Origin of the sequence: Alkalihalophilus marmarensis DSM 21297, assembly GCF_000474275.2 — a bacterium.
GTDB classification, from domain to species: Bacteria; Bacillota; Bacilli; order Bacillales; family Bacillaceae_D; genus Alkalihalophilus; species Alkalihalophilus marmarensis.
Genome location: NZ_ATAE01000005.1, coordinates 90,841 through 112,589 on the forward strand (window position 1 = coordinate 90,841; position 21,749 = coordinate 112,589).

Annotated in this window: 26 protein-coding genes; 20 read left to right on the forward strand and 6 right to left on the reverse strand. The window is 40.0% G+C overall.

The window, feature by feature from the left end:
* Window positions 1-128 precede the first annotated feature (128 nt).
* On the forward strand, window positions 129-377 hold the full coding sequence (locus A33I_RS01810; protein WP_022626771.1) for a hypothetical protein: 249 nt from the start codon (window positions 129-131) through the stop codon (window positions 375-377).
* Window positions 378-477: 100 nt separating this feature from the next.
* Here A33I_RS01810 and A33I_RS01815 read toward each other — a convergent pair whose 3' ends face one another.
* Window positions 478-618, reverse strand: coding sequence for a sporulation histidine kinase inhibitor Sda (locus A33I_RS01815; RefSeq protein WP_022626772.1), 141 nt, complete (start codon window positions 616-618; stop codon window positions 478-480).
* A gap of 538 nt (window positions 619-1,156) precedes the next feature.
* Here A33I_RS01815 and A33I_RS01820 point away from each other — a divergent pair.
* The 9 genes from A33I_RS01820 to A33I_RS01860 are packed head-to-tail and all read left to right on the forward strand — an operon-like array spanning window position 1,157 to window position 7,074.
* Window positions 1,157-1,672 carry a YqeG family HAD IIIA-type phosphatase gene (locus A33I_RS01820; RefSeq protein ID WP_022626773.1) on the forward strand — a complete coding sequence of 172 codons (516 nt, stop codon included), beginning with the start codon at window positions 1,157-1,159 and terminating at the stop codon, window positions 1,670-1,672.
* Window positions 1,673-1,674: 2 nt separating this feature from the next.
* Window positions 1,675-2,787 (forward strand): ribosome biogenesis GTPase YqeH, encoded by a 1,113-nt coding sequence (gene yqeH / locus A33I_RS01825; protein WP_022626774.1) that lies wholly within the window; start codon window positions 1,675-1,677, stop codon window positions 2,785-2,787.
* 22 nt (window positions 2,788-2,809) lie between these two features.
* Window positions 2,810-3,646, forward strand: a complete 837-nt coding sequence (gene aroE / locus A33I_RS01830; protein WP_022626775.1) for a shikimate dehydrogenase — start codon at window positions 2,810-2,812, stop codon at window positions 3,644-3,646.
* Between the two features lie 6 nt (window positions 3,647-3,652).
* Window positions 3,653-3,943, forward strand: coding sequence for a ribosome assembly RNA-binding protein YhbY (gene yhbY / locus A33I_RS01835; RefSeq protein WP_022626776.1), 291 nt, complete (start codon window positions 3,653-3,655; stop codon window positions 3,941-3,943).
* A gap of 25 nt (window positions 3,944-3,968) precedes the next feature.
* Entirely contained in the window at window positions 3,969-4,556 is a 588-nt protein-coding gene (locus tag A33I_RS01840; protein WP_031311340.1) for a nicotinate-nucleotide adenylyltransferase, read from the forward strand.
* Window positions 4,534-5,109, forward strand: a complete 576-nt coding sequence (gene yqeK / locus A33I_RS01845) for a bis(5'-nucleosyl)-tetraphosphatase (symmetrical) YqeK (RefSeq protein ID WP_022626778.1) — start codon at window positions 4,534-4,536, stop codon at window positions 5,107-5,109. Before A33I_RS01840 ends, yqeK begins: the two co-directional genes overlap by 23 nt.
* Window positions 5,106-5,459, forward strand: a complete 354-nt coding sequence (rsfS, locus tag A33I_RS01850) for a ribosome silencing factor (RefSeq protein ID WP_022626779.1) — start codon at window positions 5,106-5,108, stop codon at window positions 5,457-5,459. Before yqeK ends, rsfS begins: the two co-directional genes overlap by 4 nt.
* A complete protein-coding gene (locus tag A33I_RS01855; protein ID WP_022626780.1) occupies window positions 5,459-6,325 on the forward strand; it encodes a CvfB family protein in 867 nt (288 codons plus the stop codon). Before rsfS ends, A33I_RS01855 begins: the two co-directional genes overlap by 1 nt.
* Window positions 6,322-7,074: a class I SAM-dependent DNA methyltransferase gene (locus A33I_RS01860; RefSeq protein ID WP_022626781.1), complete on the forward strand. Its 753-nt coding sequence runs from the start codon at window positions 6,322-6,324 to the stop codon at window positions 7,072-7,074. Before A33I_RS01855 ends, A33I_RS01860 begins: the two co-directional genes overlap by 4 nt.
* Window positions 7,075-7,124: 50 nt before the next feature.
* On the opposite strand, the gene comER is transcribed toward A33I_RS01860, so the two are convergent.
* Complete coding sequence (gene comER, locus A33I_RS01865) at window positions 7,125-7,961, reverse strand: late competence protein ComER (RefSeq protein WP_022626782.1); 837 nt, start codon at window positions 7,959-7,961, stop codon at window positions 7,125-7,127.
* Window positions 7,962-8,048: 87 nt separating this feature from the next.
* Entirely contained in the window at window positions 8,049-8,306 is a 258-nt protein-coding gene (locus A33I_RS01870; RefSeq protein ID WP_012958069.1) for a YpbS family protein, read from the reverse strand.
* A gap of 42 nt (window positions 8,307-8,348) precedes the next feature.
* On the opposite strand from A33I_RS01870, the gene A33I_RS01875 reads away from it, so the two are divergent.
* From A33I_RS01875 to A33I_RS01885, 3 genes are all read left to right on the forward strand, one after another.
* A complete protein-coding gene (locus tag A33I_RS01875; RefSeq protein ID WP_022626783.1) occupies window positions 8,349-8,969 on the forward strand; it encodes a helix-hairpin-helix domain-containing protein in 621 nt (206 codons plus the stop codon).
* A 66-nt stretch (window positions 8,970-9,035) separates the two neighbouring features.
* Window positions 9,036-9,605 carry a ComE operon protein 2 gene (locus A33I_RS01880; RefSeq protein ID WP_022626784.1) on the forward strand — a complete coding sequence of 190 codons (570 nt, stop codon included), beginning with the start codon at window positions 9,036-9,038 and terminating at the stop codon, window positions 9,603-9,605.
* A gap of 9 nt (window positions 9,606-9,614) precedes the next feature.
* Complete coding sequence (locus A33I_RS01885) at window positions 9,615-11,942, forward strand: DNA internalization-related competence protein ComEC/Rec2 (RefSeq protein ID WP_022626785.1); 2,328 nt, start codon at window positions 9,615-9,617, stop codon at window positions 11,940-11,942.
* 59 nt (window positions 11,943-12,001) lie between these two features.
* Here A33I_RS01885 and A33I_RS20095 read toward each other — a convergent pair whose 3' ends face one another.
* Window positions 12,002-12,139, reverse strand: coding sequence for a YqzM family protein (locus tag A33I_RS20095; RefSeq protein WP_012958073.1), 138 nt, complete (start codon window positions 12,137-12,139; stop codon window positions 12,002-12,004).
* 481 nt (window positions 12,140-12,620) lie between these two features.
* Here A33I_RS20095 and holA point away from each other — a divergent pair, with 481 nt between their 5' ends.
* The gene (gene holA, locus A33I_RS01890) at window positions 12,621-13,646 is read left to right on the forward strand and encodes a DNA polymerase III subunit delta (protein ID WP_022626786.1); all 1,026 of its coding nucleotides are present in this window, start codon (window positions 12,621-12,623) and stop codon (window positions 13,644-13,646) included.
* Window positions 13,647-13,691: 45 nt separating this feature from the next.
* Here holA and rpsT read toward each other — a convergent pair whose 3' ends face one another.
* On the reverse strand, window positions 13,692-13,958 hold the full coding sequence (gene rpsT, locus A33I_RS01895) for a 30S ribosomal protein S20 (protein ID WP_012958075.1): 267 nt from the start codon (window positions 13,956-13,958) through the stop codon (window positions 13,692-13,694).
* Window positions 13,959-14,187: 229 nt separating this feature from the next.
* On the opposite strand from rpsT, the gene gpr reads away from it, so the two are divergent.
* The 3 genes from gpr to A33I_RS01910 all read left to right on the forward strand — a co-directional run bounded on the left by gpr (window position 14,188) and on the right by A33I_RS01910 (window position 17,081).
* On the forward strand, window positions 14,188-15,312 hold the full coding sequence (gene gpr, locus A33I_RS01900) for a GPR endopeptidase (protein ID WP_022626787.1): 1,125 nt from the start codon (window positions 14,188-14,190) through the stop codon (window positions 15,310-15,312).
* Between the two features lie 165 nt (window positions 15,313-15,477).
* Window positions 15,478-16,713: a stage II sporulation protein P gene (locus A33I_RS01905; RefSeq protein ID WP_022626788.1), complete on the forward strand. Its 1,236-nt coding sequence runs from the start codon at window positions 15,478-15,480 to the stop codon at window positions 16,711-16,713.
* Window positions 16,713-17,081: a DUF3679 domain-containing protein gene (locus A33I_RS01910; RefSeq protein WP_022626789.1), complete on the forward strand. Its 369-nt coding sequence runs from the start codon at window positions 16,713-16,715 to the stop codon at window positions 17,079-17,081. Before A33I_RS01905 ends, A33I_RS01910 begins: the two co-directional genes overlap by 1 nt.
* Before the next feature lie 6 nt (window positions 17,082-17,087).
* Here the strand turns inward: A33I_RS01910 and A33I_RS20725 are convergent, their stop codons facing one another.
* Window positions 17,088-17,264 (reverse strand): hypothetical protein, encoded by a 177-nt coding sequence (locus A33I_RS20725; RefSeq protein WP_022626790.1) that lies wholly within the window; start codon window positions 17,262-17,264, stop codon window positions 17,088-17,090.
* Between the two features lie 235 nt (window positions 17,265-17,499).
* Between A33I_RS20725 and lepA the strand changes: the two genes are divergently transcribed.
* From lepA to hrcA, 3 genes are all read left to right on the forward strand, one after another.
* Window positions 17,500-19,320, forward strand: a complete 1,821-nt coding sequence (gene lepA / locus A33I_RS01915; RefSeq protein ID WP_022626791.1) for a translation elongation factor 4 — start codon at window positions 17,500-17,502, stop codon at window positions 19,318-19,320.
* A gap of 54 nt (window positions 19,321-19,374) precedes the next feature.
* Window positions 19,375-20,520, forward strand: a complete 1,146-nt coding sequence (gene hemW / locus A33I_RS01920) for a radical SAM family heme chaperone HemW (RefSeq protein WP_022626792.1) — start codon at window positions 19,375-19,377, stop codon at window positions 20,518-20,520.
* Between the two features lie 125 nt (window positions 20,521-20,645).
* The gene (gene hrcA / locus A33I_RS01925) at window positions 20,646-21,677 is read left to right on the forward strand and encodes a heat-inducible transcriptional repressor HrcA (RefSeq protein ID WP_022626793.1); all 1,032 of its coding nucleotides are present in this window, start codon (window positions 20,646-20,648) and stop codon (window positions 21,675-21,677) included.
* The last annotated feature ends 72 nt before the right edge of the window (window positions 21,678-21,749 follow it).

Genomic DNA, 21,749 nt, shown 5'->3' on the forward strand with positions numbered 1-21,749 from the left:
TTTAGCGAATTTTTTTTGTGTGATCGTGTTTTTTAATGATGAAGAGAGGTTATTCTCTTCCAAATTCAGTGTGTGATGTATAATTTTTGTGTGAAGATGCAACCCTATAAGTAATAAGAGGATAGGGAATGGTGGTTAAAGTGTCTACTAAAAATAAAAGCATCATTAGTTTGGTCATCTTTGCAACTATTTTGGTAGCAGGATTTTTTGCTGACGGGTTTAATGAAGAGATGACTCATAATCGTATTAAAGAAATTCCAGGGCAATTTGGGGTTCAAGAATACCGGGCGGAGGCACAAACATTTGGGCCGAGAGAGTATCTTCGTGTCATTCAAACACGAAATTGGCTAAACGAAGAAGGAGAGCTTCCTGAGTAGGAAGCTCTCCTTTTATGTGGTGTGTATATTAAGCATAATCTTGGGCGTTCGTACTTCTGTATTGTCTTAAGGTGTGTAGGTTTTAAGCTTAAATGAAAGCTTAAGATGAAAGTTTAATTTTGTCTGATAATGAACGTCTGCTGATTTCTATACGAATTAATTCAATAAAATCAGGGCTTAGGTCAAGTTCGATTGCTTTGTAATACGTTTCAATTAAAAGTTCATCAGATAAGTTATTCATCCCCTTCTCACCGCTGCTGCAGTGAGTTCACCTCCTTAGACATGTAGTAGTCAATCGATCATTTATCAAGGTTGTCTCATCAAGTTTGTTCTATATAAAAGAAAGTTTGCATAGTATGTAGGTTCTTAGTCTGTAAGCTGTATATACAGTTATGCTTGTCTGTACCTAAATATTACCACGTCTTCTAAAAGAGAACAATCGTTCTGTTTATCCACATTTAGCGGTGGATAAGTTGTGGGTTAATTGTTTATTAGTGGAAATAAACCTTATAATTAGTAGGGGGATAAGTGTATAACGTTATCCACAGTGTAGAGGTATGGCGTAATTTGTCGAAAAGTTTTTTATGTTTTTATAATCAGTGGAAAGGGTTATTAAATTAAATAAAGGAAATGCGTTGAAAATTTTCAAATGTGACGGTATAGTTATGGTTTGACTACGTTTATAAATGGAAAAGTTTGCCCTGATCTGTTTAGGTATGCAAAGAGTTATATGGATAGAACATAAAAATAGCGATGTTGCTTGTTAATGAGGTGAAGTCATGCTAAAGAACCTATTACCGAATAAGTACGTAAAAAGTATTTTTGAAATTAACCTTGAAGAATTAAAGGAAGCTGGCATCAAAGGCGTGATTACAGACCTGGATAATACGCTTGTTGAGTGGGATCGTCCTGAAGCAACACCCGAAGTAAGAGAATGGTTTAAGAAGCTTCAAGAATATGGCATGAACGTTACGATTGTCTCAAATAATAACAGAAGAAGAGTTTCAGTATTTGCTGACCCCGAAGAAGTCGTATTTATTCATAATGCGAGAAAGCCAATGCGCCGAGCATTTAGGCAAGCTTGTCGTCAAATGGATCTTCAGCCTGAGGAGACCGTTGTTGTTGGTGATCAAATTTTTACGGATGTTCTTGGCGGAAACAGAGCTGGACTGCAAACGATCTTGGTTGTGCCAGTAGCGAAAACGGATGGTTTGGCCACAAAATTAAATCGCAGGATGGAACGTGTCGTATTAAATTGGATGCGAAAACGTGGAATGATTCAATGGGAGGAGTAAATATGGAAGAACAAACGATCACATGTGCTGGCTGTGGTGTACAGATTCAGACAGAAGATAAAAACGAGACAGGTTATGCACCTAAATCCGCACTAGAGCGAGAGGTTATTATTTGTCAACGCTGCTTTAGGTTAAAGCATTATAATGAAGTACAAGATGTTTCATTAACAGATGATGATTTTCTGAAGTTGTTAAATACACTAGGGCATACAGATTCTCTAATTGTAAAAGTGGTAGACATCTTTGATTTTAATGGAAGCTGGCTGCCTGGTCTGCACAGGTTTGTAGGGAATAATGATGTCTTGCTAGTTGGAAATAAAGTGGATCTACTGCCTAAATCCTTAAAAAGAAACCGTCTCATTAACTGGATGAAGAAATCTGCTAAGGAAAACGGCCTCAAGCCTGTTGATGTTCTTCTAATGAGTGCAGAAAAGGGTGAAGGGGTACTAGATATTGCTTCTGAGATTGACCGCTTGCGTGATGGACGTGATGTCTATGTCGTTGGCTGTACGAATGTAGGAAAATCTACATTTATTAATCGGATTATTAAAGAGTTCGGCGGAGATACCGAACAGTTAATAACGACATCTCATTTTCCAGGGACCACACTAGATATGATTGATATCCCGCTTGATGATGGATCGGCGCTTTACGATACACCGGGAATCATCAATCATCATCAAATGGCTCACTTTGTTGATAAAAAAGAACTTAAGCAAATTACACCTAAAAAAGAAATCAAGCCAATGGTATTTCAATTAAATGAAGGACAAACGCTTTATTTTGGAGGAATGGCTCGATTTGATTTTGTAGCTGGTGAGCGATCATCTTTTACTTGTTTCACTTCTAATGATCTAAACATCCATCGTACAAAAAGAGAGAAAGCAGAGGAGCTTTATCAAAATCACCTAGGTGAATTATTAACACCGCCAGGAAAAGAAAGCATGGTTGATTTCCCTCCGCTTGTAAAACATGAATTTACCATTAAAGATATAAAAAGTGATATTGTTATCTCTGGTCTTGGCTGGATAACAGTCAATGACCGAAATGTAAAAGTAGAAGCTTATGCACCTAAGGGCGTAGGCGTATCCATTCGTGATTCGATTATCTCGTAACAGATAGAGAGGAGCACTAAGCATGGGGAAACGTTTTGGACTGATTGGACATCCTGTAGCACACTCCCTGTCACCGCAGATGCATAATGACGCTTTTAAAGATTGTCAAATAGATGCAGATTACGTGGCACTAGATGTGGAAGCAGGAGACCTTGAAGAAGTGACAGAGAAGATTCGTAAAGGCGAAATAGATGGTGTTAATGTTACGATCCCACACAAAGTAGCGATCATGAATTTCTTAGACGAAATTGATCGGGAAGCAGAAAGGATTGGGGCTGTTAATACCATAGTTAGACACAACGGGAAACTTGTAGGATATAATACAGATGGTGCTGGTTATATGCAGTCGATAGAGTCTTATCTGCCGTCAAACGTAAAGGATATGAACATATTAGTAATTGGAGCGGGAGGAGCTGCAAGAGCAGTATGTGCTTCCTTTTTAGGTGCAGGTGTGTCGAGTCTCGTTGTTGCTAATCGAACAAAAGAAAAAGCAGATACTCTTTTGAATCTTATTTCTACTAATCAGGATCAAACAAACGCTATGACACTTAGTGAAGCTGAGAATGGGCTGGAGAAGTTCGACCTCATTGTAAATACAACATCTGTCGGAATGAGTCCTTACACTGAACAAATACCGATCTCTCTTAGGAAATTGAAAGATAAAGCGATAGTGAGTGACTTAATCTATAATCCGCTAGAAACAGCTTTCTTAAAGGAAGCTGCAGAGAGCGGCGCAACAACAGTAAATGGAGTGGGGATGTTTGTAAATCAGGGTGCCCTGTCATTTGAATATTGGACAGGCATCAAGCCAGACCGGAAACGAATGACAAATATCGTACTCAAAACACTTGGAGGGTAAAAAACTATGTTAACAGGTAAGCAAAAACGTTTTTTAAGATCAAAAGCACATCACTTAACACCAATCTTTCAGGTTGGAAAAGGTGGCGTAAATGAAAACATGATTGAACAGATCGATGATGTTCTTGAATCAAGAGAATTAATCAAAGTAAGCGTGCTGCAAAATTGCGAATTTGATAAGGACGATGTAGCAGAGGAATTATCAAAAGGGGCAAAAGCAGAGCTTGTCCAAGTCATTGGAAACACGATTGTTCTTTATAAAGAATCAAAAGAAAACAAAGAAATCATTCTTCCATAACCTAAGAGATGTAAAGGAGACAGGGATGATGAAAATTGGATTGTTTGGAGGGACCTTTGATCCGCCGCACCATGGCCATATGATGTTAGCTGAACATATAAGAGTGGAGTGTGAACTTGATCAGGTTTGGTTCATTCCAGTATCTACTCCGCCTCATAAAAAGCGTTCAGACATGTCTTCAGTAGATGAACGCTTTGAATTAGTGACGGTTGCGATAAGGAGCAATCCACATTTTCATGTATCTACAATAGAGAGAGATCGAGGCGGCCGTTCGTATACAATTGATACAGTGAAGCAATTGAAAGAGGAATACCCGGCTCATGAATTCTTCTTTATTATCGGCGGAGATATGGTGGAGTCTTTGCCAACCTGGGCTGGAATTGAAGAACTTGTAAACCTCATCACGTTTATTGGGGTGAACAGGCCTGGGTATTCTCCATCGCCTGTGTATAAGGATCATCTTATCCATATTGATTTTCCGCCAATCGATCTCTCTTCTACTGATATACGGCAAAGAGTAAAAGAAGGTAAATCGATACGCTATTTCGTTCAAGATGAAGTAGCAGAGATGATAAAGGAGAGTAGGTTGTATGGAGAGGGAAGCGGCACTTAATAAAGTAAAGCCTCATTTAACCGAACACCGCTATCAACATACTCTTGGTGTTGTGGAGACGGCGATTTCACTTGCAAAAAGATACGGAGCGGACCAATACAAGGCAGAGCTTGCAGCGATTTTTCATGACTATGCAAAATTTCGAGACAAACAAGAAATGCGAGACCTCGTACAATCAACTTTGAAAGAAAAAGATGTGTTAGGGTATGGAGATGAGTTACTTCATGCCCCATGTGGTGCATACTATGTAAAAGAGGAAGTCGGCATCAAAGATGAAGAGGTCTTAAATGCCATCCGGTACCACACAACAGGCAAGCCTGATATGACCTTGCTTGAAAAGGTTGTTTTCCTTGCTGATTATATTGAGCCAGGAAGACAGTTTAAGGGAGTATCTGAAGTTCGTGAGCTAAGTGAAAAAGATTTAGATGAAGCGATTATAAAGTCACTTGAAAATACGATTACTTTTCTAATGAAGCGAAGACAGCCTGTGTATCCTGACACATTAAACACATACAATCAATTAATTAAAACAAAAAGGAGTTTGGATAAATGAGTGAATCAACATTACTAACACTAGCTATTAATGCAATTGACGATAAGCGTGCTGAAAATATCGTCGGATTAAATATGAAGGGGATTTCATTAATTGCTGATTATTTCGTGATCTGCCATGGTAATTCTGAAAAGCAAGTTCAAGCTATTGCTCATGAACTTAAAAAAGTGGCACAAGAAGAAGGAATTGAAATTAAACGTCTTGAAGGATTTGATCAAGCGCGCTGGGTATTAGTGGATCTTGGAGATGTTGTTGTCCATATTTTCCATAAAGATGAGCGTACGTACTATAACTTAGAGAAACTTTGGGGAGATGCGCCAACAATTGAAATCGAAAGGGTCTTAAGTTAATGGAATTAAAACCTGGCTATACCGTGACACTGAAAGTAGCTCGTCAGGCAAAGTTTGGGTATTTCTTGAGTGATGGCAATACAGATATTCTTCTTCATCAAAATGACATCGAAGGAGAAGAAGCGGTTGAAATTGGCTCGGACATTGAAGTTTTCTTATATCATGACCATGATAAGCGTTTATCTGCCACAATGAAACAACCGATTGTACAAGGCGAAGGATTTGCTTGGTTGAAAGTAGTCTCGATTAAAACTGGACATGGTGTATTCTTATTTAATGGAATCTCACGCGATTTATTTTTATCAATGGATGAATTGCCTAGTGACCGTAATTTATGGCCAAAGCCTGATGATGTACTGCCTGTCTCCTATACATGGGATAAAAAAGGACGTTTAATGGCTCGCCTGGTCAAGGGTCTGCCGATTGAAGAACAATCGGAAAAGGCATCTGATATCCTCATGAATAAAGAAGTAAAAGGCCGTGTCTATCATTATCTCGATGAGGGAGCAGCTATACTTACAGAGGAAGGGTATTTAGCGTATCTCCATGACAATGAAATGACGAGAGAGCCTCGTTACGGGGAAGAAGTAACCGTTCGGGTTATCTATGTGCGAGAAGACGGTCGTCTAAATGTCACGATGCATCCTCTGCGCTCAGAGCGTCAAGAAGATGATGCGACTAAACTTGTTCGTTACATGGAAGAGCGCGGCGGTCAAATGCCTTATTGGGACAAGTCTCAGCCAGAGGATATTAAGCACCGCTTCAACATAAGTAAAGCAGCATTTAAGCGTGCACTTGGTAAGCTTCTAAAAGAAGGAAAAGTTGAGCAGCGCGATGGCTGGACGTATTTAAAGGAGAAAAAATGAATTATCAAGTTTTTGCTGCTCTGTATGATCAGTTGATGGCTGATGCACCGTACGATGAGTGGCTTTCTTTTACAAAAAAAACACTAGGTGTTGATTATTTAGAAGGAATTCAGATCCTAGATGTCGGGTGCGGTACAGGAGAGCTTCTTCTTTCGATGCTTGATGAGGGTGCTGATGTTACTGGGGTAGATTTATCAAGTGAGATGCTCGTTGTTGCACGAGATAAATGTATGAAAAAAGGAGTTTCCCCGCTCCTGATCCATCAGGATATGCGAAAGCTCGGTGATCTAGGTCAATATGATGTGGCAACGATCTTTTGCGATTCGCTAAATTATTTAGAGACGCCTGATGATGTTAAAGCAGCCCTCCATTCTGTGTCACAAAATGTGGTGGATAACGGCTGGCTTTTATTTGATGTCCACTCGATTTCAAAAATTGAGGATGAATTCGTTGGTCAAACGTTTGCAGATTCTGAGGAAGAGATTTCATATATCTGGCATTCTTTTCCTGGTGAGCATCAGAATAGTGTAGAGCATGAACTCACTTTTTTTGTTAAGCAAGAAAACGGCTTATATGAAAGATATGAAGAGCTTCATAAACAACGTACCTATTCAGTAGAAGAGTACACGACATGGCTTCTTGAGGCTGGTTTTGAGGTCGAAGCGGTGACTGCCGACTTTTCATCAGAGATCCCTTCAGAAGAAAGCATGAGAATTTTCTTTGCTGCGCGAAAGAAAAAAAGAGGATAATGTGAATTAATGTCGAAAAAAACAGGGGAAGCAATGCTTTCCCCTGTTTTTTATTTATTTGTCGCTTGGTTTGTGAAGGCTTCAAGTATTTTCTTTTGTTCGTGATAGTATTTTGCATGAGTTTGCTGAAATAAATGGTCGAACATATGACCAACTTCCTGTTCGAGTACTTTAATCCCTTCTCCGGTAATTCCCCCCGGCACACAAACTCGTTCTTGTAAGGTAGGTAAGGTATAGTGTCCTTGCTCTAACAGGCGGCCCATACCTATGATCATATTTGTCGCAAGAGTAGTGGCGTCTTCTTTAGATATCTCTGTTTGTCTCACAGCCCCGTCAATAAACTGTTGTAATAAATAACTGAAAAAAGCCGGCCCGCAGCTTACGATATCTGAAGATACCCGAGTAATGTTTTCCTCAATTTCAAGTGGTTCTGAGAAATGACTCATAAAGGCATGCACTTGTTTTTGGTCTTCCGTGGTGCAGCGCTTGCCGTAGCTGATCAGTGTAGAACCTGCTAAGGCACGGTTAAGAATGGTCGGTATAATACGGGCTACTTTACAGTCAACTTTACTCTCAAGCAATTCTACAGAGATTGGACTCGTAATAGAGATGCATAATTGCTTTTGTGTACAGACCGGAGCTATTTCATCAATCACACATGCAAACTGAAGCGGCTTGACACAGACAAAAAAATAATCAGAGCGTTTGACTGCTTCAGCGATTGTATCTGCTACATGAATTGCAGGGTACGCCTCTTTTGCTTTTAAGGCTTTTTCTTTTGTACGATTGATTACGGTTATATCTTTCTCTTTTATTACTCCGGAATCAAGAAATGACTCAAGTAAAATCGTCCCCATACTGCCAAGCCCAATGATTCCAACCCTCATCTGAAAATCCCCTCCTTCTCCAAAACGTCCCAAAACGATATCGTTATCACAAGCGTATGAAGAAGGCAGGGTAAGTATGTGTCTTTATTATTTGGATTTATTTATGTATTCTCGTACCATATCGGTCGTTACTTCTTTTCTAGGAGGGAAGTAAAAGTCTTGAGCAATTTGATTCATCTCCTTTGTAATCGCATTTACTTCATTCAGCGAAATATGTAAACCTTTCTTAGCGTCTTCTACTACCCGGTCGATGGCCGCCTCTCTTTTCTCATCTAATGCTAGAAATTCCTTTTGTGCTCTGCGATGGTTTGTTACTTGCTCAGCAATTTGTAAATGTACGCTCATTTTAGTGTCTTCCTTTCTAATAACATGATGGAGGTTATTCTTTTGATTGCTAATTGGCCAAAACATATTGTAGCGGTTATTTTAACAGGCATTGCTCTAATTGTAAGTGTAGTGTTATTTCTGCATTTTAGCAATATAGGGGAGGAGGAAATAGAAGAAATGAATTGGAATTTTGCTGAAGAGCTTGAAGAAGATAAGCCAGAAATAGAAGCGGCAGCTGACCCTGGCGTTGTGACCGTTGATATGAAGGGTGCAGTTATGAGACCAGGAGTGTATCAATTACATGAAGGGAGCAGAGTATTTGAAGCGATTGAATCAGCAGGAGGGCTGCTGCCTGACGCGTTTGGTGACGGTATTAATTTAGCCCAGCTTTTAGTTGATGAAATGGTCATTTATGTTCCTTATTTAGGGGAAGAAGAGATTCCTTTAACGATGGGAGCAGAAACACAAAGTTCGAACGTAGCTGGCGCTAAAATCTCCTTAAATAAAGCGAGCCAAGCGGAGCTCGAAACATTGCCTGGAATCGGACCGGCAAAAGCAGAAGCTATTCTCAGTTACAGGGAAGAACAAGGAGCTTTTCAGAGTGTAGAAGAGCTGATGAATGTATCAGGTATAGGGCCTAAGTCATTTGAGAAGCTTCAAGAATTAGTGACGGTACAATAAGTCATTGACTTCCTTTGTATCTGTTCTCTACACTAGTAGTGGCTACTATGCAAGGGGAGTGAAGAGATGGAACGTATATCATGGGATCAATATTTTATGGCTCAAAGTCATTTATTAGCATTAAGAAGCACGTGCACCCGCCTAATGGTCGGTGCCACGATTGTAAGAGAAAAACGGATTATTGCAGGGGGGTATAATGGATCGGTTACTGGCAGTGATCATTGCATTGATCAAGGGTGTTATGTTGTAGATCATCATTGTATCCGGACAATTCACGCAGAAGTAAATGCATTATTGCAATGTGCAAAATTCGGCGTGCCGACAGAGGGAGCGGAGCTTTATGTTACACACTTCCCTTGTGTGCATTGTACGAAATCCATTATCCAGGCTGGGATTAAAAAAGTATTTTATGCAAGTGATTATAAGAACCATCCATATGCCGTTGAGCTTTTTAAAGAGGCTGGTGTAGAAGTATCACAAGTGGTCCTTGAAAACCCTGTTCTTGATATTCACCAAAATGAAAAACAGGATTTAACAGAAACATTGTTAACCAAATTAAAAGGTCTTGGCATGAATGAGGCTGAATGGGAAGGTCTACGCGCCGAAGTGGATTCTCTATATCCGCCTAAATCATAAGGGGGTTCTATGGTTTATAGTGTGATTGCTGCCATTTCTAGTGTGCTCGGTCTCGTTTTCATCTTAAAAGGGCCGAGCCTTTCTTTTTATATTGTCTGTATCGCTCTCCTGCTGTTGTTATGTATGCATGTAAAGTCTATACGAATCAATGGGTTGATTGCTGTAAGTTTCTTTAGTCTTTACGCAGGCATAGGCACACTTGCAGAGGCGCGTCATGTATCGGTTTATTCAGGTGATGAGACAGTTATTGACGCTACTATCCACTCACTTGTTTATGTTGATGGTGATTCATTATCTATGAAGGTAAAAAGCATACAACATGAAATGATCCAAGTTCATGGATTTATTGAAAGTGAGGCCCAGCAAGCTTTTCTTCGCACGCTAGCTCCTGGAGACCTTTGTCGCATTGAAGGGAAATTACGCTCTCCGCGGTCCCCCACAAATTTTTATCAATTCAATTATAAAACTTTTTTATACGAACAAAACATACACTGGATCATGACGCCGAATCTCTCCTCGCTTACATGCAAGTCAAGCAGTTCAGGATTTTATAATAAAATACAAGCATTTAGGAGCCAACAAATTAAACAAATAGTAGAGCAGGCGGAGGAAAGCTCGGCAGGGATCATCGTCGCTTTAGTATTTGGTGAGAGGATGTTTGTTGAAAAAGATGTGCTTCGGGCTTATCAATCATTAGGTGTTATACACCTCCTCGCGGTCTCTGGTCTGCATGTAGGGTTGGTTGTGTCTGTATTGTTTTTTATATTGCTAAGGTCAGGAATTACCCGTGAGAGGGCACTTGAGCTACTCTGTATAAGTTTACCAATCTATATGATTATTGCAGGCGGGGCACCCTCGGTCGTTCGTGCGTCGTTTATGACGATCGTTGTACTCTTATTTTTACGCTTTAAACAAACTGTGCCGCCTCTGATTTCAATTACGGCTGTATTCCTTCTTTATTTAGCATTAAAACCGTTTGCGTTGTTTCAGTTGGGCTTTCAACTCTCTTTTCTTACCTCGTTTGTTCTTATCCTTTCTGCACCAATCATTATGAATCGCTATTCGCATAATATTGCAAGGTTGGCAGCAGTAACGACACTCGCGCAGCTTGCATCTCTTCCGCTGATTCTGCTATCCTTTTATCGTTTTTCATTGCTTTCTCTTCTTCTTAATCTCATTTATATCCCCTTTATATCTTTTGTTGTCCTACCATTAGCCTTTCTAGGCGTGCTGTGTTCATTAATTCTTCCATCAAATATCAACCTCCCTTTTCTGCTTTTAGAAATGACGGTTCCTCCTGTACATGAATGGCTGGTTCGTCTAGATGGTTTTTCATTATTTACGGTACTTACAGGTAAACCGAATGCAGTAGCTTTATTTGGATCCATCCTATTGTTTACAGCATCGATCCTTTTGTGGGAAGCAGGGAAGAGAGGCTGGTGGAAACTGTTAATCTGCGGTCTTTTGTGGATTGTAATTAGTCAATGGGCAGGGCCTTTTTTAAAAAAGGAGGCCGTGGTGACGATGCTGGATGTTGGCCAAGGAGACAGCTTTATTATTGAGCTTCCGAGACGCCGTGAAGTGTATGTCATTGATGCAGGAGGTACACTGCATTTCTCCAATGAGAAGTGGCGGGAGAGAAGTTCTACTTATGATGTAGGGCGAGATGTAGTCGTTGATTATTTGAGGGCTAAGGGAATCCGAAAAGTTGATACATTGATTCTGACGCATGGTCACATGGACCATATTGGAGGAGCTTTTGCATTAGCTGATGAGGTGCCGATTAAGAAACTTTTATATAGTGCAGGAACGGTAGAAGGAGAGTTTGAACAAGCGTTACTACGGGAATTGTACAAGAAAGGTACTAAGATTCACTTTGTTTCGAAAGGGGATGCTTGGAGGGCTCAATCTTCTCGTTTTATCGTATTGTCTCCGTCTGGTGATGAACAAGATTTAAATAACCGATCTATTGTCCTTTTTGCAGAGATAGAAGGAGTAAGGCTGTTATTTACAGGTGACCTAGAAGAAGAAGGGGAGAGGGTGTTGATTCAGACCTTTCCTGATCTTCAAGCTGATATCCTGAAGGTTGGTCATCACGGCAGTAAAACATCCACCACAGAGGCATTTATAACGCAGGTTCAACCAAATATGGGATTGATTTCAGCAGGACGAAACAATCGCTTTAATCATCCACATCCAGAGGTAACCGAACGCCTTTTTGACCACAATATTCAGGTGATTAGAACGGATCTCGAAGGTGCTGTTCAACTGCATCTATACCAAGAAAAAATGAAGATTATATTTTCCTCATATAAAAAAGCAGAGCAGCAAGATTAACTTGCTCCTCTGCTTATGTACCAATCAGATGGTACCTTTCATGCCTGTGTTTTTTCGGCTTAAAATCCTGAGAATACATCAACAATAGATGCAATGATAAAAATCGTTGCAAAGAAGCCAAAAGAAACAACAAAGGCAACACCAGAATCAATCGCATCATTACGTTTACTTTGTACGTCTTTTTCAAAATGATTCATCTGGCACCCCTCCTTTTTTCAACCTTTAGTATAAGCCAAGCCACCAAAAAAAGCTATATCGATTCCTCAAACAATTATCCTTAATCAAGAAATGTTCAATAATTTGTTCATCTTGAGATGGATCTGCCTGCATTGTAAAGAGTTGTCACCTATAGTTTGAATCTGCATAGGATATCATAACTAGTGAAAGGCGGTCATGATTATCGTCATGAACGAGGGTACCCGGGATCTCGGATCATGACGTTTATCATAAATGGGGGTTTGGCACATGGGGGCCGGACCCCTTTCTCTTGTTTTCACTAACTAGCTTTGCAAAGTAAATGTACTCAATACACTTACTCAATATTTAACTTGTAATGGCCGGCGTTTTTTTCTAAGCTAAAGAAGGGTATCGAAAGTCAGCAGTCAATTTCCGATTGACTACACTCATAGATTATCCATAAATCGATAAGAATATTGCAATGAAATTGGGGAATGTGTAATGAATTACTTGCAAGCAAAAAAAGAGGTAAAAAGTGGTAAGGTTTCACCCGTTTATTTTATACATGGTACGCAACAATTTTTGATTGAAGATTTTTCGCAGCAAGTATTAGATCAAGTAGTCGGTCAAGATGGTTCAGATATGAATGTTATTACATATAGCTTTTCAGAAACGCCAATAGAGCTTGCTGTTCAAGAAGCGGAAACACTGCCTTTTTTAGGGGCGAATAAAGTGGTTATTGTGAAAGATTTTCAAGCCGTTACCAGTCAAAGGCAAGACGTGAAAATCGAGCATGATATTGATGTGTTAATCAAATATATAGAAAATCCTTCTCCTGAGTCAACGCTCATCCTTGTAGCCCCTTATGAAAAGCTAGACGAAAGGAAAAAAATTACCAAACGATTAAAAAAAGAAGCAACAGTAATTGAAGCTCTTCCATTTGATGACCGAATGATGAAGCAGTGGATAGAAGAGCAGACAGCCAGCCACCATCTCCAAATAACAAAAGAAGCACAGGAACGTCTGGTTGAACGGCTTGGATTTGACTTGCTTCTAGCAGCGTCAGAGTTGAAAAAGCTTGCTCTTTATGTAGGTGAGGGAGGAGAGATTACTCCGCGGGAGGTTGATTTGCTTGTTGCTCGCACTCTTGAGCAAGATGTGTTTGCCTTAATTGATTTTGCTGTGAACAAGCGTTTAGACGAAGCACTTGTCATATATCATGATTTGTTAAAACAAAAAGAAGATCCATTAAAGATATTAGCGCTCCTAGCAAGACAGTTTCGAATTTATTATCAAGTGAAGGGGTTAAGTAAACAAGCCTATTCACAGAAACAAATTGCGGCTCAATTAAAGCTTCACCCGTATGCTGTTAAACTTGCCAGCCAAAAGGTCAGTCAATTTGAGGATAAGTCCCTTTTAACCCTTCTTGAAGCGGCAGCTGATACCGATTATGCGATTAAATCAGGAAAGATGGAGAAAGTATTGGCGGTGGAATTATTATTAATGAAGATGACTCAAGATTTATAATCATAAAAAAACGACTCATTTTATATGAGTCGTTTTTTTCGTTCATTATGCAGAAAGACCGTTAAGCTTTTTAGCTAGACGAGACTTTTGACGTGAAGCTGCATTTTTATGAATAAGACCTTTGTTTGCTGCTTTGTCAAGCTTTTTCGCTGCATCAACGAATGCTGCTTGAGCATTTTCTTGCTCACCAGCTTCAACTTTAGCTTCAAAGTTCTTGATAGCAGTACGTAGAGCAGATTTAACAGCGATGTTTTGCGCACGACGCTTGTCGTTTGTTTTCACACGTTTAATTGCAGATTTAATATTTGGCATACCTTTCACCTCCTGGTTAAACAACGATTGTCCTCTTTTGTAACCAGTCCATCTCTATGTTATGAACGGTTTCGCATCCTTTATTCAAGGCCGTGACGACACCCGTTGGCATCATCAATACAACAATCTGCATTCTATCAAAAACAACGAACAAATGCAATAGAAAGAATGAAAACAAAAACCAATGGAGAAGCTATTTGCTAAGAGTAGAATGAGGAGGGTGATCCGAATGCCTGAAGAATTAAACCTTGAACAATATCAAATACGCACTGATCTAGCTGTGGAAGCTCATCAATTAGCAGTTGAAGAGCAAGAGAGAAAGGCTCCAGGAGAACAAGAAGCACAAAATGTAAGCGGTGTGCAGATTGAAGAAGAAGTGATTGATGATGTAAAAGTAATTAAAGTAATTATTGATGAAGTAGGGGCAAAGCGTCTTGGAAAAAAACAAGGCTCTTATTTAACATTTGAATCTCAAGGAATCAGAAAGAAAGATACTGACATTCAAGAAAAAATGGAGAAAGTTTTTGCAAGTCAGTTTCATCAGTTTATGACCGATATCGGCATTAAAGAAGAAGATACATGTTTGGTGGTCGGTTTAGGGAATTGGAATGTAACGCCTGATGCGCTAGGTCCAATTGCAGCAGAAAATTTACTAATTACTCGCCATCTATTTGAACTTGCTCCTGAACAGGTTCAAGGAGGTTATCGTCCTGTTAGTGCAGTCACCCCCGGAGTAATGGGGCTGACGGGGATAGAAACGAGTGATGTGATTTTTGGTATTATTGAAAAAACAAAGCCTGACTTCGTGATTGCGATTGATGCCTTAGCCTCACGTTCAATTGAGCGCGTGAATGCGACGATTCAAGTTTCTGATACGGGCATTCATCCCGGAAGCGGGGTTGGGAATAAACGAAAAGAGCTGAGCAAGGATACGCTTGGGATTCCGGTTATTGCTGTTGGGATTCCAACGGTGGTCGATGCGGTGTCAATTACGAGTGATACGATTGATTATGTGTTAAAGCATTTTGGCCGAGAAATGAAAGAAGGGAATGCTCCGTCTCGTTCCCTTGCCCCAGCGGGGATGACATTTGGAGAGAAGCGGGTATTAACGGATGAAGATCTGCCAAATGACGAGAAAAAGCAAACAATTCTCGGAATGGTCGGCACGCTTCCAGAAGAAGAGAAACGTCAGCTGATTAGAGAAGTCCTCTCTCCGCTTGGACATAATTTAATGGTTACTCCAAAAGAAGTTGATGTTTTTATTGATGATATGGCCAATGTCATTGCGCAAGGCCTGAACGCAGCTCTTCACAAAAAAGTGAATCAAGATAATGTTGGTTCCTACACACATTAATGCAGAAAGCCTCTTTCCATATGGAGAGAGGCTTTTTATATTGAGAAAATACATACCTGTATATAATTATACGTTCTACCCTGTCTCATAAAAGCATATATCTCAATTACAAGGTCTAATCATGTAATTGTACGTGTGGACAAGCAAACATGAAAGGATGAGAAGATGCGAAGACGGGGATTTCATGGATTTACCGTAAAAGTCAATCGGACGAGCTTGAAACGTCTAACTGCATTAATCATAGTTGGCGTGATGTCCCTTTTTATATTTACAGGTGTACTCACTTCCTTTGAGCCCGGATATGGAATGGCTTCTTCCTCTATAAATCAATGGGCAAATGGTCTGGAAGGAGAAGACTTTGTTCACCTTCTGGGAATGGAGAATCAGTATTTTAAACAAGAGCTTCCATCTGATGCTGAGGCTATGAGTCTCTCTGGTGTAGCGTTTCAAGTGGCGACAAGTATTAATCCGGATGATCCAAGAAGTCTGTTGGGTCGAGAGCTGCCAGGCTTTTCATTATTTGACGGCCAGATTATTGTAGCGGGTGAAGGAACAGATTATACAAACTTGCCTTTTGAGTCTGCTCCCCCTCTAGAAGTAATAATGGCAGAGCGCGAGGCGACAAAAGAAAGTTTAGCAAAGCTTGAGGAATTAAAGCAGGCAGGAGATAATTTGCAAGGCTCGACAGATGGCAGAAAAGTAGCGCATATTATTCATTCTCATAATACCGAATCTTTTTTACCAGAGCTTAAAACAGACGTAGTAAATGAAGCCTTTCATGGTGAGGTGAATATCACTTTAGTTGGAGAGAAGTTATCTCAAGAACTTGAAAAAAGAGGGATCGGAACAGAAATAGAGGAACGTGATGTGCAAGGTGCTCTAAAAAATAGAGGCTGGCAATACGCACAATCATATGATGCATCTCGTGAATTTGTAAAAGAAGCCATAGCGCAAAATGATGACCTGCAGTTTTTCTTTGATCTTCACCGTGATACGCTCTCAAGGGATAAAACGACTGTAACCATTAATGGTGTTGAGTATGGACGGACAGTATTTGTAGTAGGCGGCGATCATTCAAATTATGAACATAATCTTAAATTAGCAGAAGAGCTGCATGAGATGCTTGAAGAGAAATATCCTGGACTTAGCCGTGGGGTTATTTTAAAAGCAGGCCGAGGTACCAATGGTAAATTTAATCAAGATTTATCGAAACAATCGATGCTTGTTGAATTTGGCGGGGTGCACAACTCATTAGAAGAGGTCTATCGTTCTGCAGAAGCGTTGGCTGATGTGTTTGCTGATTATTATTGGAATGCAGAGGCGGTAGATGGTACAGACGATGTAGAAACAGAAGAAGCGGTGGATGTAAGCGCAGCAGACGGAGAAGAGGAGGAAAAGTAATGATTAAGAAACTGGTTTTTGTGATCACGTTCATACTCGTAACTTTGTTGCTTGGTTCTCTATTTGGCATTCAGCATATGAACGAAGAACTAGGGATCACAAAGCCAGTTCCTCTTGAACTCAAGGAGAGTGAAGCGGCAGGTGCCCCGTCAGAACCTGAGGCAATAAGTGCAAAAAGGGAACAACCTGTAGATCCTAAAAGTCAATTAGTTGAAAAGCGCCAAAAAGCAGAAGATGTAGGAAGATTTAACTTTTTTTCTGAGCTTGGCACAGGTGTTGCTGAAGGAGCAAACAAAATAAGCCGGATGGCACTTACCCAAGTGATGACATTTGTTCATGAAGTGTTAAATGGAGAGAGCAGCGAATAATAGCTGCTACTCTCTTTTTTCTTTTATGGGGATATTATCGATACATCCGTCGAAATAGGTGCGGATAAGGTTGTAGCGATCCCGGTTCACACCGTCAATTACGTTTGAAAATAATTCTTTTGATCCGATTTCTTGTATGACATCTAATAAACTCATAAGTCGTTCAAACTCTTCTTTTGACAAGGGCTCACCTCTTTAACAAACCTTTTAGTATTAACATATGATAATAAAAAAGACATGCTATAGGGACTTCCCTATTTCTGTAAATTAGATCATTTAAATAGAAAATAAAGATCTTTTTAATAGCAAATAAGTTAAGATTTTAGGCTAACCCTAATCTGTGTATTGAAGACGGTCTAAACGATTGGTATAATGAGAAATAGTGTATATGGCACGATTTAGTAGGAGTGATCAACTTATGAATAACAATGACCGCATAGAGCGCCAGAAGAAAATCCGAAATTTCTCGATCATTGCTCACATTGACCACGGAAAGTCAACGTTAGCTGATCGTATTTTAGAGAAAACAGGCGCCCTGACTGACCGTGAAATGAAAGACCAAACGCTCGATGCAATGGACCTTGAGCGCGAACGCGGAATTACAATTAAATTAAATGCTGTTCAATTAACCTATACAGCTAAAGACGGCGAAGAATATATTTTTCACTTAATTGATACTCCAGGACATGTAGATTTTACATATGAAGTATCGAGAAGTTTAGCAGCTTGTGAAGGGGCTTTGTTAATTGTTGATTCAGCACAAGGCATTGAAGCGCAAACTCTTGCCAATGTTTATTTAGCCCTTGATAATGATCTTGAGATCTTGCCGGTCATCAATAAAATTGACCTTCCGAGTGCAGAGCCTGAGCGCGTGAAACAAGAGGTAGAGGATGTAATCGGTCTTGATGCATCTGATGCTGTACTTGCTTCTGCAAAAAATGGAATTGGAATTGAAGAGATTTTAGAGCAAGTGGTCGAAAAGGTGCCTGCACCAACTGGTGACCCGAACGCACCGCTTAAAGCCTTAATTTTCGATTCACTATATGATTCATATCGCGGTGTCGTAGCTTATATTCGTATAATTGACGGTACAGTGAAACCTGGCCAGAAGATTAAAATGATGGCTACAGGAAAAGAATTTGAAGTAACTGAAATTGGGGTATTTACGCCAAAAGCAGAAAAACGTGATGAGCTGACTGTCGGAGATGTAGGATTTTTAACGGCAGCAATTAAAAATGTCGGCGATACGCGTGTCGGTGATACAATTACGAATGCTGTGAACCCGGCACCAGAGCCACTTCCAGGCTACCGTCGCATGAATCCGATGGTATACTGTGGTCTTTACCCGATCGATACCAATGATTACAATGACCTTCGTGAAGCTCTTGAGCGTCTTGAGTTAAATGATGCATCATTGCAATATGAGCCAGAAACATCTCAAGCGCTAGGTTTTGGTTTCCGCTGCGGATTCTTAGGACTTTTACACATGGAAATCATTCAAGAGCGTATTGAACGTGAATTTGGAATCTCTCTTATCACTACAGCACCAAGTGTTGTGTACAAGGTTCAGCTGACTAGTGGGGAAGACCTTCAAATTGATAATCCGTCTAATATGCCTGATGCACAAAAGATTGATTATGTAGAAGAGCCTTATGTAAAAGCGAAAGTGATGGTTCCAAATGATTATGTAGGTTCAGTAATGGAGCTTTGCCAAGGTAAACGTGGAATTTTTATTGACATGCAATACTTAGATGAGAACCGTGTACAAATTGTCTATGAAATTCCTTTATCTGAAATTGTCTATGATTTCTTTGATCAATTAAAATCAAATACAAAAGGTTATGCTTCATTTGATTATGAGTTGATCGGCTATAAACAATCTAAGCTGGTTAAAATGGATATTTTGTTAAATGGTGAGAAGGTCGATGCCCTATCGGTTATTGTTCACCGCGATTCAGCTTATGACCGAGGCAAAATCATAGTTGAAAAGTTAAAAGAGTTAATCCCTCGTCAGCAATTTGAAGTGCCTGTTCAAGCTAGTATTGGACAAAAAGTTATTGCAAGATCTACGATTAAAGCGATGCGTAAAAATGTACTTGCTAAATGTTACGGCGGGGATATCTCACGTAAACGTAAGCTTCTTGAGAAGCAAAAAGAAGGTAAGAAGCGAATGAAGTCTGTCGGTAACGTGGAAGTACCGCAAGAAGCCTTCATGGCCGTTCTTCGTATGGATGAATAATACAATGATAACCGCAGGGATTCCTGCGGTTTTATTGTTAGCAGGAGGAATAATATGAGGACAGCAGCATATATTCACATCCCTTTTTGTGAGCATATCTGTCACTATTGTGATTTTAATAAAGTATTTTTGAAAAACCAGCCGGTTGATGAGTACATTCAAGCACTGCTTCACGAAATGCATATGACGATTAATGAAGCAAAGCCCGATCAGCTTAAAACAATCTATGTCGGCGGTGGAACCCCTACCGCTTTATCGGCTGCTCAGTTACGAACTCTATTTGCCGGAATGCATTCGATCCTTCCTATGGAGCAGATTGAGGAATTTACGGTAGAAGTTAATCCAGATAGCAGTGAAGAAGAAAAGCTTGCTGTCATGAAAGAATTCGGTGTGAATCGTCTTAGCATCGGGGTGCAGTCTTTCGATCAATCACTATTAGACGCGATCGGCCGAACGCACTCAAGTGATAGTGTGCATGACGCTGTTAAGCGGAGCAGAGAAGCGGGCTTTGATAATCTATCGCTTGACCTAATGTTTGGTCTGCCGCATCAATCGGTCGAACAATTTATTGATACGATTGAAAAAGCAGCTGAATTAGGGGTAGAACATCTGTCTGCTTATTCATTAAAAATTGAAGAGAAAACAGTGTTTTTTAATCGTCAGCGCAAGGGGAAATTAAGTCTGCCTCCTGAAGAAGATGAGGTAACAATGTATGAAGAGCTTAGAAAACGTACGAAAGCTCATGGATTCGTACAATATGAAATCTCCAACTTCTCTAAGCCTGGACGTGAGAGTAAGCATAATCTCGTTTATTGGAATAACGACGAATATTATGGTTTCGGTGCTGGGGCTCACGGGTATGTAAATGGCGTTCGCCATCAAAACATTGGGCCGGTGCCAAAGTATATAGAAGCTGTAAATCAAAAGAAGCTACCTTACCTTAATGAACATAAAGTCAGCAGAGTAGAACAAATTGAAGAAGCGATGTTTATGGGCCTGAGAAAGCTTAACGGGGTAGATCTTGAGGAGTTATCTAAACGCTACGACAAAGACCTTAAAAAGCTCTATAACGATCAAATAAAGGATTTATCTGAGCGAGGATTGCTAGTTGGTGAGCAAGGTATGCTAAAGCTGACAAACGAGGGATTGTTGTTAGCCAATGAAGTATTTGAACAGTTTCTTGCTGTGTTAGAGAATTAGCAAAAAAATCGTACGTTTATTTTAGAAGAAATATTGTTTTGAAGTTGACAAATCCTGACCTATTTGATAATTTATCATTAGATTTAGCACTCGATCATTGTGAGTGCTAACAGAGGTGATGAGAGATGTTAACAGATAGACAATTGTTAATTCTGCACGCCATAGTTGATGATTATATCCGGTCGGCAGAGCCAGTCGGTTCTCGCAGCATCTCTAAGCGAGAAGATATAACGTTTAGTCCAGCAACGATTAGAAATGATATGGCTGACCTAGAGGAACTCGGCTTTTTAGAGAAGCCTCACAGCTCTGCAGGACGTATTCCATCTCAAAAAGGGTACAGGTATTACGTTGATAACATGCTCATGCCTCATGATCTGACTGAAGATGAGCAAGCTAATATCCGTACGATCTTTTCTGATCGAATGCAGGAGATTGAACAAGTCATTCAACAGTCAGCAAAGCTATTGTCTAATATGACAAGCTATATTTCGATTGTTCTAGGCCCTGAAATGTTTGAAGCTAAGCTTCGCTCGCTTCAGATCATTCCCCTTGCAAAAGGGTCGGCTATCCTTATCTTGGTAACTGACACAGGACATGTAGAAAATCAAACGATCCAGCTGCCAGATACGATTGAGGCTTCTGATATCGAACGAGTGGTTAACATTTTAAATGACCGCTTAATGGGTGTCCCGCTATTTAAGCTTCGTCAAAAATTGAATACAGAAGTGAGCAAAGTGATGCGTGCACATGTTATAAATTATGAACAGATCCTGTCTTCACTTGAACACTCACTTACTAATGAACGTTCAGAAAAAGTCTTCTACAGCGGTAAAACGAATCTTTTATCGCAGCCAGAATTTCGTGACGTTGATAAAGTAAGAATGCTGTTAAACATGCTTGAAGAAGATCAGCTGATGCAGCAGATTCTTCGTGCTCCACATCAAGGAATACAGGTGAAAATAGGGCAGGAAAACAATCTTGAAGCCTTTGATTCATGCAGCATGATTACAGCGACATATTCGATTGGCGGCAAGCATATGGGAACAATCGGTATCTTAGGACCGACGCGTATGGAATACCGTCGTGTTATCGGAGTGGTAGACTCGGTTTCAAAAGATTTAACAAAGCTTCTAACTAACTTGTATCACGAAAGTTAAAAGTGGTAATATTGTTAGTTGATGGTAAAAATAGTGACTGTATATGATTGGTCAAAAAGAAACAGTTGCGAA